This window comes from Telluria sp. AZSoR62, from assembly GCF_058111565.1.
Genome location: NZ_JBYTST010000001.1, coordinates 274,950 through 290,524 on the forward strand (window position 1 = coordinate 274,950; position 15,575 = coordinate 290,524).

Here is a 15,575-nt window from a genome sequence, read left to right on the forward strand (position 1 = left end):
TTTAAAAGCATATTAATTCATCAAATTTTGTTATTTCCGCGAGACTAACATGATGTTTTCTGGGTAGAAATAGGCTATTTTGAGCATATGCTTAACATCCACATCCGCCCGCATTGGGAAATCAGCATCAAGGGGGAAGCCCCGCTCGACACGGGCGACCTGCTCGGCCTGCTGCTGTCGATCCAGGACACCGGTTCGATCGCCCAGGCGGCCAAGTCGGTGAAGCTGTCCTACCGCTACGCCTGGGGCTTGCTGCGCGCGGCCGAGGAACTGTTCGGCCAGCAGCTGCTCCAGACCGGCCGCGGACGCGGCACGGTGCTCACGCCGCTGGCGCAAAAGCTGGTCTGGGCCGACCGCCGCATCGCCGCGCGCCTGTCGCCGACCCTGCAGAGCCTGGCCTCGGAACTCGAAGCGGAGCTGGTGCGCATCACGGCCGGGCGCCTGCGCGCATTGCGGCTCGACGCCAGCCACGGCTTCGCGGTCGCGGCCCTGATGGACTGCGTCGACCGCGACGCCCTGCCGATCGATTCGCGCTACCGCACCAGCACCGATGCGGTGGTGGCGCTGTCGCGGCGCGAGTGCGACCTGGCGGGCTTCCACATCCCGATCGGCCGCTTCCAGGCCCAGACCGCCGCCTGGTATCTGCGCTGGCTCGATCCGAACCAGCACTGCCTGCTGCGGGTGGCCGGCCGCGAACAGGGCTTGATCACGGCGCGCGGCAACCCGCTCGGCCTGCGCGGCCTGGCCGACCTGGCCGCGCCGGGCGTACGTTTCGTGAACCGCCAGGCCGGCTCCGGCACCCGCATGCTGCTCGAGATGATGCTGGCGGCCGAGGGCTTGCCGGTCGAGTCCATCCAGGGCTTCCACAGCGCCGAGTTCACCCACTCGGCGGTGGCCGCGTATATCGCCAGCGGCATGGCCGACGCCGGCGTCGGCATGCGCGCGGCAAGCGCCCAGTTCAAGCTCGATTTCATCCCGCTGGAGCGCGAGGTGTATTACTTCGCGGTGCGCCGCGACGCGCTGGACGAGCCGGCCATGGGGCAGCTGCTGGCGCTGATGCGGGCGCCGTCGTATCACGCCCTGGTGGCGGCGCTGCCGGGGTACGACGCGCAGGGGACGGGAGAAGTGGTGGCGATCGGGGAGGCGTTCGGCCTGGCGTGACACGCACCAGACTTCGGGGTCAGGTCTGACATTCGGACACGAGCCCAGCCTTACCGCAGTTGAGTCCGTCTCCGAATGTCAGACCTGACCCCGGTTTTTTGACCTTACCGCAGTTGAGTCCGTGTCTGAATGTCAGACCTGACCCCGGTTTTTTTGACCCAGCCTTACCGCAGTTGAGTCCGTGTCCGAATGTCAGACCTGACCCCGGTTTTTGACCTGACCCCGGTTTTTTGACCCATGGGACGGGGAAGTGGTGGCGATCGGGAAGGCGTTCGGCCCGGGCGTGAGCGACGCGGCTTGCCTCGGTGCGGGCGAGCGGGTTATAAAGCAGCCGCCATGATCGATCCCGCCACCCTCCCCGCGCGCATCAGCGCCATCGTCGGCCATCACGCCGACCGCACGCCGCAGGCGCCGGCCCTGGTCGAAGCCGGCCGCACCTGGTCCTACGCCGACCTGCAGCAGGAAATCGGCCGCTACGCCGCCCTTCTGGGAAGCCTCGGCATCCGCCCGGGAGACCGGGTCATGCTGGTGAGCGAAAACTGCGTCGCGCAAGTCGCCCTGCTGTTCGCCATCGCCAGCCTGGATGCCTGGAGCGTCAACGTCAATGCGCGCCTGAGCCAAGGCGAGCTGGATGCGATCCGCCTGCATGCCGGAGCGCGCCGCGTGCTCTACACAAGCAGCGTGTCGCCGGAAGCGTTGGTCCATGCCGAGCGCAACAAGGCCCAGTCCTGTGGCGGCATCATGGCCGGCCCGCTAGCCCCCGACTCCCTGCCAGAGCCGGTGCGCACCGACGGCGCCCAGGTCGCCGCGGTGGTCTACACCACCGGCACCACCGGCCAGCCCAAGGGCGTCATGCTGACCCATGCGAACCTGCTGTTCGTGGCCGCCACCTCGAGCGCGCTGCGTGGCCTGGCGCCGGGCGACCACGCCAGCGGCGTGCTGCCGATCTCCCACGTGTATGGCCTCGCCTCGGTGATGCTGGGCACCCTGCATGCGGGCGCCTGCCTGCACCTGGCGCCGCGCTTTTCGGCCGAGGCGCTGCTGGCCCAGGTCCGGGACGGGAGCCTGACGATCCTGCAGGGCGTGCCGGCGATGTATGCGCGCCTGCTGGCGCTGGCTGGCGCGGCGCCGATCCGCTCGCGCCTGCGCTTTTGCTATGCCGGCGGCTCGCCGCTGGATCCGGCGCTCAAGCGCGCTGTCGAGCGCCTGTTCGGCCTGCCGCTGCACAATGGCTACGGCCTGACAGAGACTGCGCCGACCGTGTGCCAGACCCGCCTGGACGCGCCGCGCGGCGACGTCTCGGTCGGCCATCCGATCCCCGGCGTTGAGGTGCGCATCGATGACCATACGAGTGAGCTGCTGGTGCGCGGGCCGAATGTCATGGCCGGCTACTACCGCGACCCGGCAGCAAGTGCAGCCGCGCTGCGCCCCGGCGGCTGGCTGGCCACCGGCGACGTGGCGACGATGGGCGAGGACGGCGCGCTCTTCATCGTGGGGCGCCTGAAGGAAGTGATCATCCGCTCGGGCTTCAATGTCCATCCGCTCGAAGTCGAGGCGGCGCTCAACAGCCATCCGGGCGTGCTGCAGTCGGCGGTCGTGGGGCGGGCGCTGCCCGGCGGCGAGGAAGAAGTGGTGGCCTTCGTGGAAAAGGCCGGCGCGAGCGCCGTCGATGCGGCGCTGCTGGGGCAATGGCTGGCGCTGCGGCTGGCGCCCTACAAACGGCCGTCACGCATCGTGTTCATGGATGCGCTGCCCGCCGCGCCCAGCGGGAAGATCCTGAAAAGCCGGCTGCCCGCCTGACGCTCAGCGGCGCCGCTTCTTCCAGTTGTAGTCGGGACCGGTGACGTCCACGCCGGGATGGCCCACCAGGTCCGGGTGTTCGGACGCCATGGTGATGAAGCGCAGGTTCTCGCCCTCGCGCTGGCGCCGGCGCAGGGTTTCCATCTGCTGCATCGCGTCGACCATCTGCGCTGTCTCGAACAATTTCTCGTGCGGCGTGCATGTGTCGTCTTCGACGACCGTCCAGTAGACCATATACATTGCTTCCTCCTATATGCGAATTGTCGCCCAGACGAGCTGCCGCATGGCGCACAGCTTTGTATTCCCAGATATCAGCAGTAGTTTCCTGATCGCAGAAGTTAGCCTTACAAACCGAGAAATTGCGCTCAAAAAGTAGGACTGGTCCGAAAAGCCGCCTATATGTGCGCTATTTCACACAACTCGCGCTATTGCCCAATTAGGCTGGTGCCTGTCTTCACAAACGCGGGTCAGAACATGAACACACAGATACATTCCCAACCAGCAGGGTCGGCATCCGCCACCCCCGAGCTGGCGCTCTGGGGCGGACTGGAATGCACGGTCAACCGTGTACGCGACAATTACTTCAGCCAGATGGAACGCAATGGCCATGCAGACCGCCTGCAGGACATCGAGCGTTTCGCCTCGCTCGGTATCAGGGCGATCCGCTATCCGGTGCTCTGGGAACGCACTGCCCCCGACGGCATCGAATCGGCCGACTGGTCCTGGTCCGACGAACGGCTGCCGGCGCTGCAGCAACTGGGCGTCACCCCGATCGTCGGCCTGATCCACCACGGCAGCGGCCCGCGGCATACCAGCCTGGTCGATCCCGCCTTTCCCGAAAAGCTCGCCGAGTACGCCGGCGCGGTAGCCCGGCGCTACCCCTGGGTCGAGTACTACACCCCGGTCAACGAACCTTTGACCACGGCGCGCTTTTCCGGACTGGCAGGCGTCTGGTACCCGCACGGCGACGACGAAGCCACCTTCGTGCGCGCCCTGCTCAACCAGTGCCGCGCGGTCGTGCTCTGCATGCGTGCGATCCGCGCCGTCAACCCGGATGCGAAGCTGGTCCAGACCGACGACCTCTCCAAGACCTATGGTACCCCGGAGATGGAAGAGATCGCGACCTTCTTCAACGACCGCCGCTGGCTGGCCTGGGACCTGCTGTGCGGGATGGTCGACGAGCAGCACGCGCTGTGGAGCTATCTGCTCGACTCGCAGGCCACGGCCGACGAGCTGCTCTGGTTCCGCGACAACCCCTGCCCGCCCGACATCATGGGTGTGAACTATTACGCCACCAGCGAGCGCTGGCTCGACCATCGTCCGGAGCGCTATCCCGAGAACCGCCGCCACGTCTACCGCGGCATCTCCCACGCCGACATCGAGACCCCGCGCGCGCTGGCCACGCCCACGCCCGGCATCGCGCCGCTGCTCATGGAAACCTGGGAACGCTACCGCCTGCCGATCGCCATCACCGAAGCCCACATCGACGCCAACCGCGAAGACCAGCTGCGCTGGCTGGTAGAGATCTGGAACGCCGCGCGCAAGGCGCGCCAGCAGGGTGCGGACATCCGCGCCGTGACGGTCTGGGCGCTGCTCGGTTCCTACGACTGGAACTGCCTGGTGACCGAATGCCGCGGCTATTACGAGCCGGGTCCCTTCGACGTGCGCGGCCCCGAACCGCGCCCCACGGCCCTTGCCATCCTGATGCGCGAGCTGGCTACCAGCCGTCCCCTGTCGAGCCCCGTGCTGCAGGGCGAAGGCTGGTGGCGCAGGCCGGGACGCTTCTTCTGCAAACCGGTGGCGACCCGCACCGCGGTGGCCGACATCGCGATCCGCAGCCAGTTCAAGTCGCACGTCGTGCAGCCGATCCTGATCACCGGCGCGACCGGCACCCTGGGTTCGGCCTTTGCCCGCATCTGCGACAAGCGCAACCTGGCCTACCACGTGCTCACGCGCCAGGAGATGGACATCACCGACCCGCAATCGGTGGAGGCGGCCATCACGCGCTTCAAACCCTGGGCCATCGTCAACGCGGGCGGCTATGTGCGGGTGGACGACGCCGAAGGCGACGCGGAGCGCTGCATGCGCGAGAACACGCTCGGGCCGACCGTGCTGGCCCTGGCCTGCATCCGCCACCAGCTGCGCTTCATGACCTATTCGACCGACCTGGTGTTCGACGGCGCCAAGGGCGCTCCGTATGTCGAGTCGGACGCCGTCAATCCGCTGGGCGTCTACGGCCGCAGCAAGATGGAAGCCGAGCAGCGCGTGCTGGACGCCGACCCGCAGGCCCTGGTGATCCGCACCAGCGCCTTCTTCGGCCCCTGGGACAGGCACAACTTCGTGACCCAGGCGCTCAATGCGCTCGAAGCCGGCCAGCCCTTCCAGGCCGCGGGCGACATGGTGGTCTCGCCGACCTATGTGCCGGACCTGGTGAATGTCTCGCTCGACCTCCTGATCGACCGCGAGCGCGGCGTGTGGCACCTGACCAATGCCGAAGCGCTGAGCTGGGCCGACCTGGCGCGGCGCGCCTGCGATGCGGCAGGGGTGGATGCGTCCGGCCTGGAAGTGGTGTCGTCCGGGGAGTGCGGCTTCGCCGCGCGCCGGCCGGGCTTCAGCGCGCTGTCGAGCGAGCGCTCGCTGCTGCTGCCGTCGCTGGACGACGCGCTAAGGCGCTACCTGGAGGCGATGCAGGACCGGGCGCATGGCCGGGATGCGGAGCGTCCGGGGGAGGCGGCGCATTACGCAAGTTAAGCGTAACAGCAACTGCAACGTCAACTGGGGTCCCGGCGCAGGCCGGACCCCTAGTTTCGTACCGCAGCCTGAAACTCAAGCGCTGGCGCCATCCGCAGCCACGAATTGCAAGCGGTACAAATTCGCATACATCCCATTCGCATCGAGCAGCTCGGCATGCGTGCCCTGCTCGACGATCCGCCCGTGCTCCATCACCACGATGCGGTCGGCCCGTTCAATGGTCGACAGGCGGTGCGCGATCACGATGGTGGTACGGCCAGCCATCAGGGTTTCCAGCGCGGCCTGCACGGCGCGTTCGGACTCGTTGTCCAGCGCAGACGTTGCCTCGTCCAGGATCAGGATCGGCGCATCCTTGTAGATCGCGCGCGCGATCGCCACGCGCTGGCGCTGGCCGCCCGACAGGCGCATGCCGTTCTCGCCGATGCGCGTGTCCACCCCCTCTTCCAGCTTGGCCACCACGTCCACCAGGTGCGCCGCTTTGACCGCCGCGGCGAGACGCTCGTAGTCGATGGTCTCGAAGCCGTAGGCGATGTTCGCCGCCAGCGTGTCGTCGAACAGCACCACGTTCTGGCTCACCATCGCCAGCTGGCTGCGCAGGCTGGCCAGGCGGATGTCCTGGTAGGGCACGCCGTCGATCGTCAGGCGCCCGGCTTGCGGATCGTAGAAGCGCGTGACCAGGTTCACGAAGGTCGACTTGCCGCCGCCCGAGATGCCCACCAGCGCCACGGTCTGCCCCGGCTTGACCTCGAGCGTGACGTCGCTCAGCGCCAGGTTCATCGCGTTCGGATAGCGGAAGGAGACGTTCTCGAAACGCAGGTGGCCCTGGGCGCGCCCCATCTCGCGGGTGCCGGTGTCGACTTCGGCCGGCGCATCGATCAGGCCGAACACCGTCTCGGCCGCGGCGATCCCGCGCTGCATCGGGCCGTTGACTTCGGCCAGCGATTTCAGCGGCGTGAGCAGCATCAGCATCATCGTGACGAACTGGACGAACTGGCCCTGGGTCATGTCGGCCTGGATCGCCAGCACGATCACCAGCGACAGCGCCATCGCGGTGGCGATCTGGGTAATCGGGGTGGTGGCGGCAAAGGCCACCGTCATGCGCTGCGAGAAGCCGCGCAGGGCTTCGCTGCGCGCATGGAAGCGCGCGCGCTCGTAGCGCTCGCCCGAGAACACGCGGATCACCTGGTGCCCGCGCGTTGCCTCCTCGACCACCTGGGTCATCTCGGCGGTCACGCGCTGGTTGTCGCGGTTCAGACGGCGCAGGCGCCCGGTGGTGGTGCGCACGATCACGGCGGTCAGCGGGATCACGACGATCGCCACCAGGGTCAGTTTCCAGTTCAGGTAGAGCAGCGTGGCGAGCAGGCCGATCACGACCAGGGTGTCGCGCACGCAGGCCACGAACACCGACTGCAGCATGTCGACCACCTGGCGCACGTCGCCCACCACCGTGTTGATGATCTTGCCGGTCGACTCTTCGTGGAAGCGCGCCACCGGCAGGCGCAGCACGCGGTCGAACACCATCGCGCGCAGGTCGTTGAGCACGCGGCTGGTGACCCAGTTGTTCAGGTAGGCCGTGGAAAAGGTGCCGATGCCGCGCAGGATGAAGATCGAGACCAGCACGCCGGGGATCCACCACAGGCTGAACGGCACCTTCTCCTTGAAGCCCAGGTCGATCAGGAGCTGCAGCGCCCAGCCCAGCAGCGGCTGGGTGGCGGCCGTCAGCGCCATCGACAGCAGCGCCAGCCAGGAGCGCGTCTGGTAAGGCTTGACGATCGCCAGCAGGCGTTTGACGATCTCTTTATTTTCCACGCTGTGTATCCATTCCGTTGTCCGATTCGTTGTTCACATTCAGGCAGAAGCCCATCAGCAGGAACACCATGAGCGCATAGAACATGCTGCCTTTCAAAGACCAGAAGATCACTTCGGTCAGGCCGAAGCTGAAGTAGCTGAGCACCACCAGCATGCCGGCCAGGGCCGGCGCAAACTGCGGCTTCGCCCTGTGCGCTTCGCGCCCGAGCACGCGCGCAAAGAAAGCGAAGGGCGTGGCCAGGATGCCGATCCAGGCCAGCAGGCCGAACACGCCGCCGGTGGCCAGCGCCTGCAGCGCGTCGTTGTGCAGGTGCTCGGCCGGCAGGATCACCGACTGGATCTTGCCCTCCGCCGCCAGCTGGCGCAGCCCGGCGCGCACCTGCTCCGGGTCGCGCCCGAACAGCGGGCGCTCTTCGATCAGGTAGCCGGCGGCCTTCCACAATTCCAGGCGCACGCCGACATTGGTAAAAGCGCTGCCGCCGTCCAGCCAGGTGCGCACGTCGTCGACGCCCTGCCCAACCCGCGCCTGCACGCCGGTCGCGGGAATGAAGAAGGTGGAGGCGAACAGGGCGAAGCTGCCGACCAGCAGCAGGCGCACGCGCCGGCTGCGCAGCAGGTGTGCATAGGTGAGGAACAGCACCGCGGCCAGCGCCAGCGCGATCCAGCCGCCGCGGGTGCCGGTCATGACGGTGCCCGCAAGCCCGGCCACCGCGCCCAGCGCCGGCAGGATGGCCTTGCGGGTGCTGTGACGGTAGTCGATGGCCGCGGCCAGCGCCACCAGGGCCAGGCACAGCGCGATGTCGCCAAACGTGATGGCGTTGAGCCAGCCGCCGGGGCGGTCGATCCCGAGCACGATGCGCTGGTAGCCGACGAAAGGCAGCGCGCAGACGGCGCCTGCCACCACGCCCCACCACAGCGCGGCGCGCCGAGGGCGCGCCAGCACGACGAGCGCTGCTGCGCTCAGACCGAACAGCATGCGCGAAGGATTGTCGAGGTATTCCAGCCGCGTTTCCGGCCGCGCCAGCACGAAGGCCAGCGCCAGCAGCAGGTTCAGGCCGAAGGCGGCCACCACCCAGCGGATGTCGCGCCAGTGCGGCGCCAGCGCGCGCCAGGCCTGGCGCGGCACGAACAGCGCGGCGAGCAGGAACACGAGGCTGGAAAAGCCGATGCCGGACGGGGTGATGAGGCTGAGGAAGGGGAACAGGAAAACCAGGAGACCGATCCAGCGCTGCATCGGCACCCCGATTTTCGTCTGATTATTGTTCATTCATGTTCTAGTGGGATATTCTTGCGGACCCTGAGCGCCCCATTCATAGACTAGCCATGCAGCAAACGACGCAGCAAGCCCGGACCATCTCGGTCGTCATTACCACCTACAACCGCCCGGACGCCCTGGCGGCGGTGGTGGAAGCCTGTTTCTTGCAGGACGACAAGAATTTTGAAATCATTATCGCTGATGACGGCTCCACTGCCAACACGCGGGAAACCCTCGACCGCCTGCGCGCTCGCTCGCCCGTCCCCCTGAAACACGTGTGGCAGCCGGACGAGGGCTTTCGCGCCGCCATGGCGCGCAACCGCGGCACGCTGGCGGCAACCGGCGACTATATCATTTTCCTCGACGGCGATTGCATCCCCCAGCGCGACTTCGTCTCGCGCCATCGCGCACTTGCGCGGCCGGGCTTCCTGGTGTCGGGCAGCCGCATCCTGCTCAGCCACGCGCTGACCCAAAAGGCGCTGGCGGACCACATCGACCTGCCGGCGATGGGATTGATCGACAAGCTGCGCTACCGCCTGCGCGGCGACATGAACAAGGTGCTGCAGCTGCTGTTCCGGCTGCCCGACGCCGGCCGCGAGCGCCGCAGCTTCAGCTGGCGCCGCATCAAGAGCTGCAACCTGGCGGTGTGGCGCGCGGACCTGGACAAGGTGAACGGCTTCGACGAGAGTTTTGTCGGCTGGGGCCACGAGGATTCCGACCTGGTGGTGCGCCTGTTCCACGCCGGCGTGCTGCGCAAGGACGGGGCCTTTGCGACCGAGGTGCTGCACCTGTGGCACCGCGAGGCCAAGCGCGACGAGGAGTCCAGCAACCGCAAGGTGGTGCTGGCCCGGGCCGCCGACAAGACCACGCAGGCGGTGCGCGGGCTGCGCGAACATGCGGGCGAGCCCCAGTTCGCGCAGCCAGCGACCCCGAACGGCTAGCCGCCGGCGCTGCCGGATCGGACGGCGCCCAGCGCCATGCGACCGAGGCGGCCGCGCATTTCCAGCAGCGTGAACGCGTAGGCGAGTACCACCACGAGCGCCGATGCGGTCACGAGATGGCCCGGGAAAACAAACCAGACGGCGGCCAGGCCGGCGGTGCGCAGGATTGCATGGCGCACGCCCAGTGGATGCGCGATGATCCAGGAATACACGATCCAATGCAGTCCCAGCGCGACGCCCAGGCTCAGCGGTACGAACTGAGGCGCCGACATGAGCAGCGGAATGTGAAGTGCCCATAGCAGGTTGACCATCAGGACGCTGGCGCCCATGAGCTTGGCGAGCGCATTATCATTCTCCAGCAATTGCTCGCCGCGCAGCCTGGCGATGGCCAGCGCCAGCGGGAAGATGGCGCCGGTGCCGAAGGCAAGCGCCAGGGTAGCGCTCTTCGAAGGCAGCAGCATGCCTAGCACGCCGATCACTGCCCACACAGCAAGTCCGGCCAGCGGCATCGACAAGGCGCATTTGGAGCGCTCGTCGAAATCTGCCCGCAGTTGAGAAAGCGTGGTCATCTACATCCCCTTTATTGTGTTGTAATTACAAAAAATGTACCACGGCATCAATGCCGAATAAAGAAAAACGATGCTCACTTCGCTGCCTCACTCAGGCGCCACTACTGCGCACGCAACTGGCGCCGCACGCTTGCGCCGCGGGGTGCGCAGCACCCACAAGTGGATCTCGCTGGCGGTCGGCCTGCAGGCGCTGCTGTGGATGGTAGGCGGCCTGTACATGGTGGCGGTGCCGATTGGCGTGGTCCATGGAGACCAGCTGGCGCGCACCGAGCGCCTTCCGCTACGGGCCGCCAGCCCGCGCCTGGCGCCGGACACGCTGCTGGCACAGAATCCCGGAGCGGCCGGGTTCAGGCTCAAGCGCCTGGGCGAGCGCGAAGTCTATGAGATCGCACAGGGCAAGACGCCGGTCCTATTTGATGCGGCAAGCGGCGCGCGCCTGAGTCCCCTGCCGCGCGATGCGGTGGGCGCACTTGCGGCGCAGGCCTACCTGGGCACAGGCAGCATCGCGACCATCGACTTGCTCGACAGCGCGCCGCGGGAAGCGGGCAATCGCCCTGCCCCGCTCTGGGCCGTGCGCTTCGATGACCTGGCAAGCACCACGCTCTACTACTCCCCCCACAGCGGCGAGCTGCTGGCGCGCCGGCACGCGCTGTGGCGCTGGTTCGACCTGTTCTGGATGCTGCACATCATGGATTACACGGCGCGCGAGGACGTCAACAATCCGCTGCTGCGCGGCGCCTCGATCGCCGGCATGGGCGCGGCGCTCAGCGGTGTATGGCTGCTGGTGTACTGGCTGCGCAGGCGCATCCGATGACGCGCTGGATGCGGCGGCTGCACGTGTGGATCGGCCTGGTCGCGGGGCTGCAGTTCCTGCTGTGGATGGGCAGCGGACTGCTCATGTCGCTGCTCGATGCGGAAGCGGTGCACGGGGCGGCGACGCGTGCGGCGGCCGCCCCGGCGCGGCCATGGACGGCCGCTGTGCTGGCGCCCGGGCTGGTGCTGGCAGCGCAGCGCGGCGCGGTCGATACCCTGGCCACGGGCTGGCTGGATGGGCGTCCGGTGTATCGGCTGGCGCAGGGCAAGACCGTGTGGCTGGTGGACGCGCGCGATGGGCGGCCCGTGTCGGTCGATGCGGGGCTGGCGGCGCGGCTGGCGCAGGCCTCATACCGCGGCGACTGGCGGGCCGGGCCTGCGCGCCTGCTGGAACGCAGCGACGAAGTGCGCGACCACGCGGGGCCGGTGTGGCGGGTGGACGTGGAGGATGCGCAGGACACGACGGTGTATGTGTCGGCGGCCACGGGCGATATCCTGGCGCACCGCAACCGCAGCTGGCGGGTGTTCGACGTGGCGTGGATGCTGCACATCATGGATTACAGCGGGCGGAAGGATTTCAATCATCCGCTGGTGATCGTGAGCGCTATTTTAGGCGTGCTGCTGGTGCTGGGTGGGGTGTGGCTGCTGGCCGTCGGCCTGCTGCCCCGGCGCCGTGTTGGCCCGTAGGGGGGTAATCCGTAATTCAGGGCATTGCCCTGAATTACCTTGCCCACGCGTTCAACCTGCTGCAGAGTATTCGAACGGCGTGCTTTAGTTGAACGCGTGGGCAGAATCTGCCCACCCTACGAATCGCGGCTGGGCCAGCGTCAGTATTCGACCGCCACGTCCTTCGCCCCCACCACCAGCTCCAGCTGCTGCTTGAGCGTATCCGACGGCGCCACGCGCCACTCGTCGCCCAGCTGCAGGATCGCCTCGATCCCCTGCGGCTTGATGCGCAGGCTCACCGGCATGCCGTCCTGCTGGCGGTGCGGCTGCAGGACCTCCGCCAGCTTGGCCGGGTTCAGGTTGGTATCGACTTCCATCTCCAGCTTGAAGCCATACTGGATGCGGGCCGCGGCGATGTCGTAGGCCTTTTCGGCGGTGATGCGCAGGCCGCCGTTGAAGCGGTCTTCGGACACCTTGCCCACCACCAGCAGGAACTCGTCTTCCTTGAAGATGTTCTTGTTCTGCTCCAGCAGCTCGCTGTAGACGGTGACTTCGACCACGCCGGTCTTGTCGTCGAGCGAGACGATCAGCAGCTTGCCGCGCTGGGTCATCTGGGTGCGCACGCCGGTGATCACGCCGCACAGCATGCGCGGGTCGCGCGAAGGCTCCAGGTCTTTCAGCTTGGTCTTGGCGAAGCGCCGCACCTCCGCCGCGTACGAATCGAACATGTGGCCCGACAGGTAGTAGCCGAGCGCGGTCTTTTCCTCGGCCAGCTTCTGGCGGTCGGTCCAGGGGGTGGCTTTCACGTATTCGGGTGGGGCGACCAGGTCGGAGTCAATGCCGCCGAACAGGCTGACCTGGTTGGCGGCGGCTGCGGCCTGGCCGGCCGCTTCCATGGCAAAGCCCACGGAGGCCAGCAGGATGGCGCGGTCGACGCCGAAGCAGTCCATGGCGCCGGCGCGAATCAAGGACTCGATGGTGCGGCGGTTGATCTGCTTGCGGTCCACGCGCAGGCAGAAGTCGAACAGGTCCTTGAATTTGCCGCCCTCGGTGCGCGCGGCGATGATTGCCTCGATCGCGCCCTGCCCCGCGCCCTTCACGCCGCCCAGGCCGTAGCGGATATTCGAAACCTGCTTGCCGGTGACGGATTTCGGCTGGCCTTCCGGCGTGAAGCGGAACTGCGATTCGTTGACGTCCGGCGGCAGCAGCGTAAGCTTGCACACGTCCAGCGCGTCCTCGACCAGGATCTTGATCTTGTCCGTGTCTTCCATGGCCAGCGACATGTTGGCTGCCATGAAGGCGGCGGTGTGGTGCACCTTCAGGTAGGCCGTGTGATAGGACAGCAGCGCATACGCGGCCGCGTGCGACTTGTTGAAGCCGTAGCCCGCGAACTTCTCCATCAGGTCGAAGATCTCGTCGGCCTTGGCGGTGCTCAAGCCATCCTTGGCGGCGCCGGCGCGGAAGATCTCGCGGTGCTCGGCCATCTCTTCGGCCTTCTTCTTGCCCATCGCGCGGCGCAGCATGTCGGCGCCGCCCAGCGAATAGCCGCCGACGATCTGCGCCATCTGCATGACCTGCTCCTGGTAGACCATGATGCCGTAGGTCTCGGACAGGATGGACTCGGTGCGCGGATCGGGATAGTCGAACTTCTCGCCATGCTTGCGCTTGCAGAAGTCAGGAATCAGGTCCATCGGGCCCGGGCGGTACAGCGCGACCAGCGCAATGATGTCCTCGAAGCGGTCGGGACGCGCGTCTTTCAGCATGCCCTGCATGCCGCGCGACTCCAGCTGGAAGATCGCGACGGTCTTTGCATCCGACAGCAGCTTGTACGAGGGCCGGTCGTTCAGCGGCAGGGTCTCGAGGTTGAAGCCGGCGTCGGCGGGATCGAGCGCGCGGATGTAGTTCACCGCGCGGTCCAGGATGGTAAGCGTGGTGAGACCCAAAAAGTCGAACTTGACCAGGCCCACGGCCTCCACGTCGTCCTTGTCGTACTGCGAGACCACGCCGGTGTCGCCGCTTTGCGAATACAGCGGGCAGAAATCGGTGAGCTTGCCCGGCGCGATCAGCACGCCGCCGGCGTGCATGCCGATGTTGCGGGTGATGCCTTCGACCTGCTGCGCCAGGTCCAGCAGCTGCTTGACCTCTTCTTCGTTTTCCAGGCGTTCTTTCAGCAGCGGTTCTTCTTCGATCGCCTCGGCGATCGAGACCTGCTTGCCTGGCTTGAACGGAATGAGCTTGGAGATGCCGTCGCAGAAGTTGTAGCCGAAGTCCAGGACGCGGCCGACGTCGCGGATCGCGCCTTTCGCGGCCATGGTGCCGAAGGTGGCGATCTGCGAGACCGCGTCGCGGCCATACAAATCCTTGACGTGCTGGATGACCAGTTCGCGCTTTTCCTGGCAAAAGTCGATGTCGAAGTCGGGCATCGAGACGCGCTCGGGATTCAGGAAGCGCTCGAACAGCAGGTTGTATTTCAGCGGATCGAGGTCGGTGATCTTGAGCGCATACGCCACCAGCGAGCCCGCACCCGAGCCGCGGCCCGGGCCGATCGGCACGCCGTTGTTCTTGCCCCACTGGATGAACTCCGCCACGATCAGGAAGTAGCCCGGGAACTTCATGTTGATGATGGTGTTGTTCTCGAACTCCAGGCGCGCCTCGTAGCGCGCGCGCTCGGCCTCGCGCTTGGCCGGATCCGGATACAGCTGCACCAGGCGCTCTTCCAGGCCTTTTTTCGTTTCGGCGATGAGGAAGTCGCCGATGCTCATGCCGTCGGGCGTCGGGAAGTCCGGCAGCTGGGGCTTGCCCAGCGTGAGGGTGACGTTGCAGCGCTTGGCGATTTCCACCGAGTTGGCCAGCGCCCCGGGCAGGTCGGCGAACAGCTGCGCCATCTCCTCCTGCGACTTGAAGCACATCTCTTCGTTGAAGCGGCGCACGCGCTTGGCGTTGGCCAGCATCTCGCCTTCGGCGATACAGGTGCGCGCCTCGTGGGCGATGAATTCGTCCTTGCTGATGAACTGCACCGGATGGGTGGCGACGACCGGCAGGCCCAGGCGGGACGCCAGCGCCACCGAATGGCGCACCTGCTGTTCCTGGTTGGGCTGGCCGGCGCGCTGGATCTCGATGTAGAAGTGGCCCGGGAACATCGCGGCCCAGCGCTCGGCGGCGCGTTCGGCGCGATTGACGTCGCCCTGGTCGATGGCCTGGCCAATGTCGCCGAAACCCGCGCCCGACAGCACGATCAGGGCATTGTCCTGGGGTGCGTCCGGTTCCAGGGTCGAGGTGCTGGTAGCCAGGGCGGCGAGCCACTCGGTGCGGATCTCGGCGCGGCCCTTCCACTGGTTGGTGAGCCAGGCTTTCGAGAGCAGGTCGCACAGTTGCAGGTAGCCGGTGTGGTTCTTGGCCAGGATGAGCAGGCGCGACGGCTTGTCGCGGTTGTCGTCGTTGGTGATCCAGGCATCGACGCCGACGATCGGCTTGATCCCCTTCCCGCGCGCCGCCTTGTAGAAGCGCACCAGGCAGAACATGTTGGCCAGGTCGGTCACGGCCAGCGCCGGCTGCTTGTCCTTGGCGGCCGCCCCGACCAGGTCGTCAATACGGACCAGGCCGTCGACGATGGAGTATTCGGAGTGGATGCGCAGGTGGGTGAAAGTCGGGGAAGTCATGCCGACATTTTACCTCGGCCGGGCGGTCGGCTGGAGTTGCAGGATTGCCTATTCGTTGCACTTAAGCACTGGACAAAACGAGCATAGGCTGGGCAATGGAAACCCGGGGTCAGGTCTGACATTCGGACACGGCCTCAACTGTGGCAAGGCT

General features: G+C 66.7%; 11 protein-coding genes. 6 read left to right on the top strand and 5 right to left on the bottom strand.

Features of this window, described 5'->3' with window-relative positions:
• Positions 1 to 87 precede the first annotated feature (87 nt).
• Both AC3XQU_RS01205 and AC3XQU_RS01210 read left to right on the top strand, forming a co-directional pair.
• Positions 88 to 1,161 carry a substrate-binding domain-containing protein gene (locus AC3XQU_RS01205; RefSeq protein ID WP_489872299.1) on the top strand — a complete coding sequence of 358 codons (1,074 nt, stop codon included), beginning with the start codon at positions 88 to 90 and terminating at the stop codon, positions 1,159 to 1,161.
• A 336-nt stretch (positions 1,162 to 1,497) separates the two neighbouring features.
• Complete coding sequence (locus tag AC3XQU_RS01210) at positions 1,498 to 2,961, top strand: class I adenylate-forming enzyme family protein (RefSeq protein ID WP_489872300.1); 1,464 nt, start codon at positions 1,498 to 1,500, stop codon at positions 2,959 to 2,961.
• A 3-nt stretch (positions 2,962 to 2,964) separates the two neighbouring features.
• On the opposite strand, the gene AC3XQU_RS01215 is transcribed toward AC3XQU_RS01210, so the two are convergent.
• The gene (locus AC3XQU_RS01215; protein WP_489872301.1) at positions 2,965 to 3,201 is read right to left on the bottom strand and encodes a hypothetical protein; all 237 of its coding nucleotides are present in this window, start codon (positions 3,199 to 3,201) and stop codon (positions 2,965 to 2,967) included.
• 234 nt (positions 3,202 to 3,435) lie between these two features.
• Here AC3XQU_RS01215 and rfbD point away from each other — a divergent pair, with 234 nt between their 5' ends.
• Positions 3,436 to 5,712, top strand: a complete 2,277-nt coding sequence (rfbD, locus tag AC3XQU_RS01220; RefSeq protein WP_489872302.1) for a dTDP-4-dehydrorhamnose reductase — start codon at positions 3,436 to 3,438, stop codon at positions 5,710 to 5,712.
• A 75-nt stretch (positions 5,713 to 5,787) separates the two neighbouring features.
• Here rfbD and msbA read toward each other — a convergent pair whose 3' ends face one another.
• Positions 5,788 to 7,521: a lipid A export permease/ATP-binding protein MsbA gene (msbA, locus tag AC3XQU_RS01225; protein WP_489872303.1), complete on the bottom strand. Its 1,734-nt coding sequence runs from the start codon at positions 7,519 to 7,521 to the stop codon at positions 5,788 to 5,790.
• Complete coding sequence (locus AC3XQU_RS01230; RefSeq protein ID WP_489872304.1) at positions 7,511 to 8,788, bottom strand: O-antigen ligase family protein; 1,278 nt, start codon at positions 8,786 to 8,788, stop codon at positions 7,511 to 7,513. Before AC3XQU_RS01230 ends, msbA begins: the two co-directional genes overlap by 11 nt.
• A gap of 56 nt (positions 8,789 to 8,844) precedes the next feature.
• Here AC3XQU_RS01230 and AC3XQU_RS01235 point away from each other — a divergent pair, with 56 nt between their 5' ends.
• On the top strand, positions 8,845 to 9,717 hold the full coding sequence (locus AC3XQU_RS01235) for a glycosyltransferase family 2 protein (RefSeq protein WP_489872305.1): 873 nt from the start codon (positions 8,845 to 8,847) through the stop codon (positions 9,715 to 9,717).
• On the opposite strand, the gene AC3XQU_RS01240 is transcribed toward AC3XQU_RS01235, so the two are convergent.
• Complete coding sequence (locus AC3XQU_RS01240) at positions 9,714 to 10,286, bottom strand: DUF7010 family protein (protein WP_489872306.1); 573 nt, start codon at positions 10,284 to 10,286, stop codon at positions 9,714 to 9,716. The genes AC3XQU_RS01235 and AC3XQU_RS01240 overlap by 4 nt on opposite strands.
• Before the next feature lie 70 nt (positions 10,287 to 10,356).
• On the opposite strand from AC3XQU_RS01240, the gene AC3XQU_RS01245 reads away from it, so the two are divergent.
• Entirely contained in the window at positions 10,357 to 11,100 is a 744-nt protein-coding gene (locus AC3XQU_RS01245) for a PepSY domain-containing protein (RefSeq protein ID WP_489872307.1), read from the top strand.
• A complete protein-coding gene (locus AC3XQU_RS01250) occupies positions 11,061 to 11,786 on the top strand; it encodes a PepSY domain-containing protein (RefSeq protein WP_489872308.1) in 726 nt (241 codons plus the stop codon). The genes AC3XQU_RS01245 and AC3XQU_RS01250 overlap by 40 nt, the downstream gene beginning before the upstream one ends.
• 140 nt (positions 11,787 to 11,926) lie before the next feature.
• Here the strand turns inward: AC3XQU_RS01250 and dnaE are convergent, their stop codons facing one another.
• Positions 11,927 to 15,424 (bottom strand): DNA polymerase III subunit alpha, encoded by a 3,498-nt coding sequence (dnaE, locus tag AC3XQU_RS01255; protein ID WP_489872309.1) that lies wholly within the window; start codon positions 15,422 to 15,424, stop codon positions 11,927 to 11,929.
• Between the last annotated feature and the right edge of the window lie 151 nt (positions 15,425 to 15,575).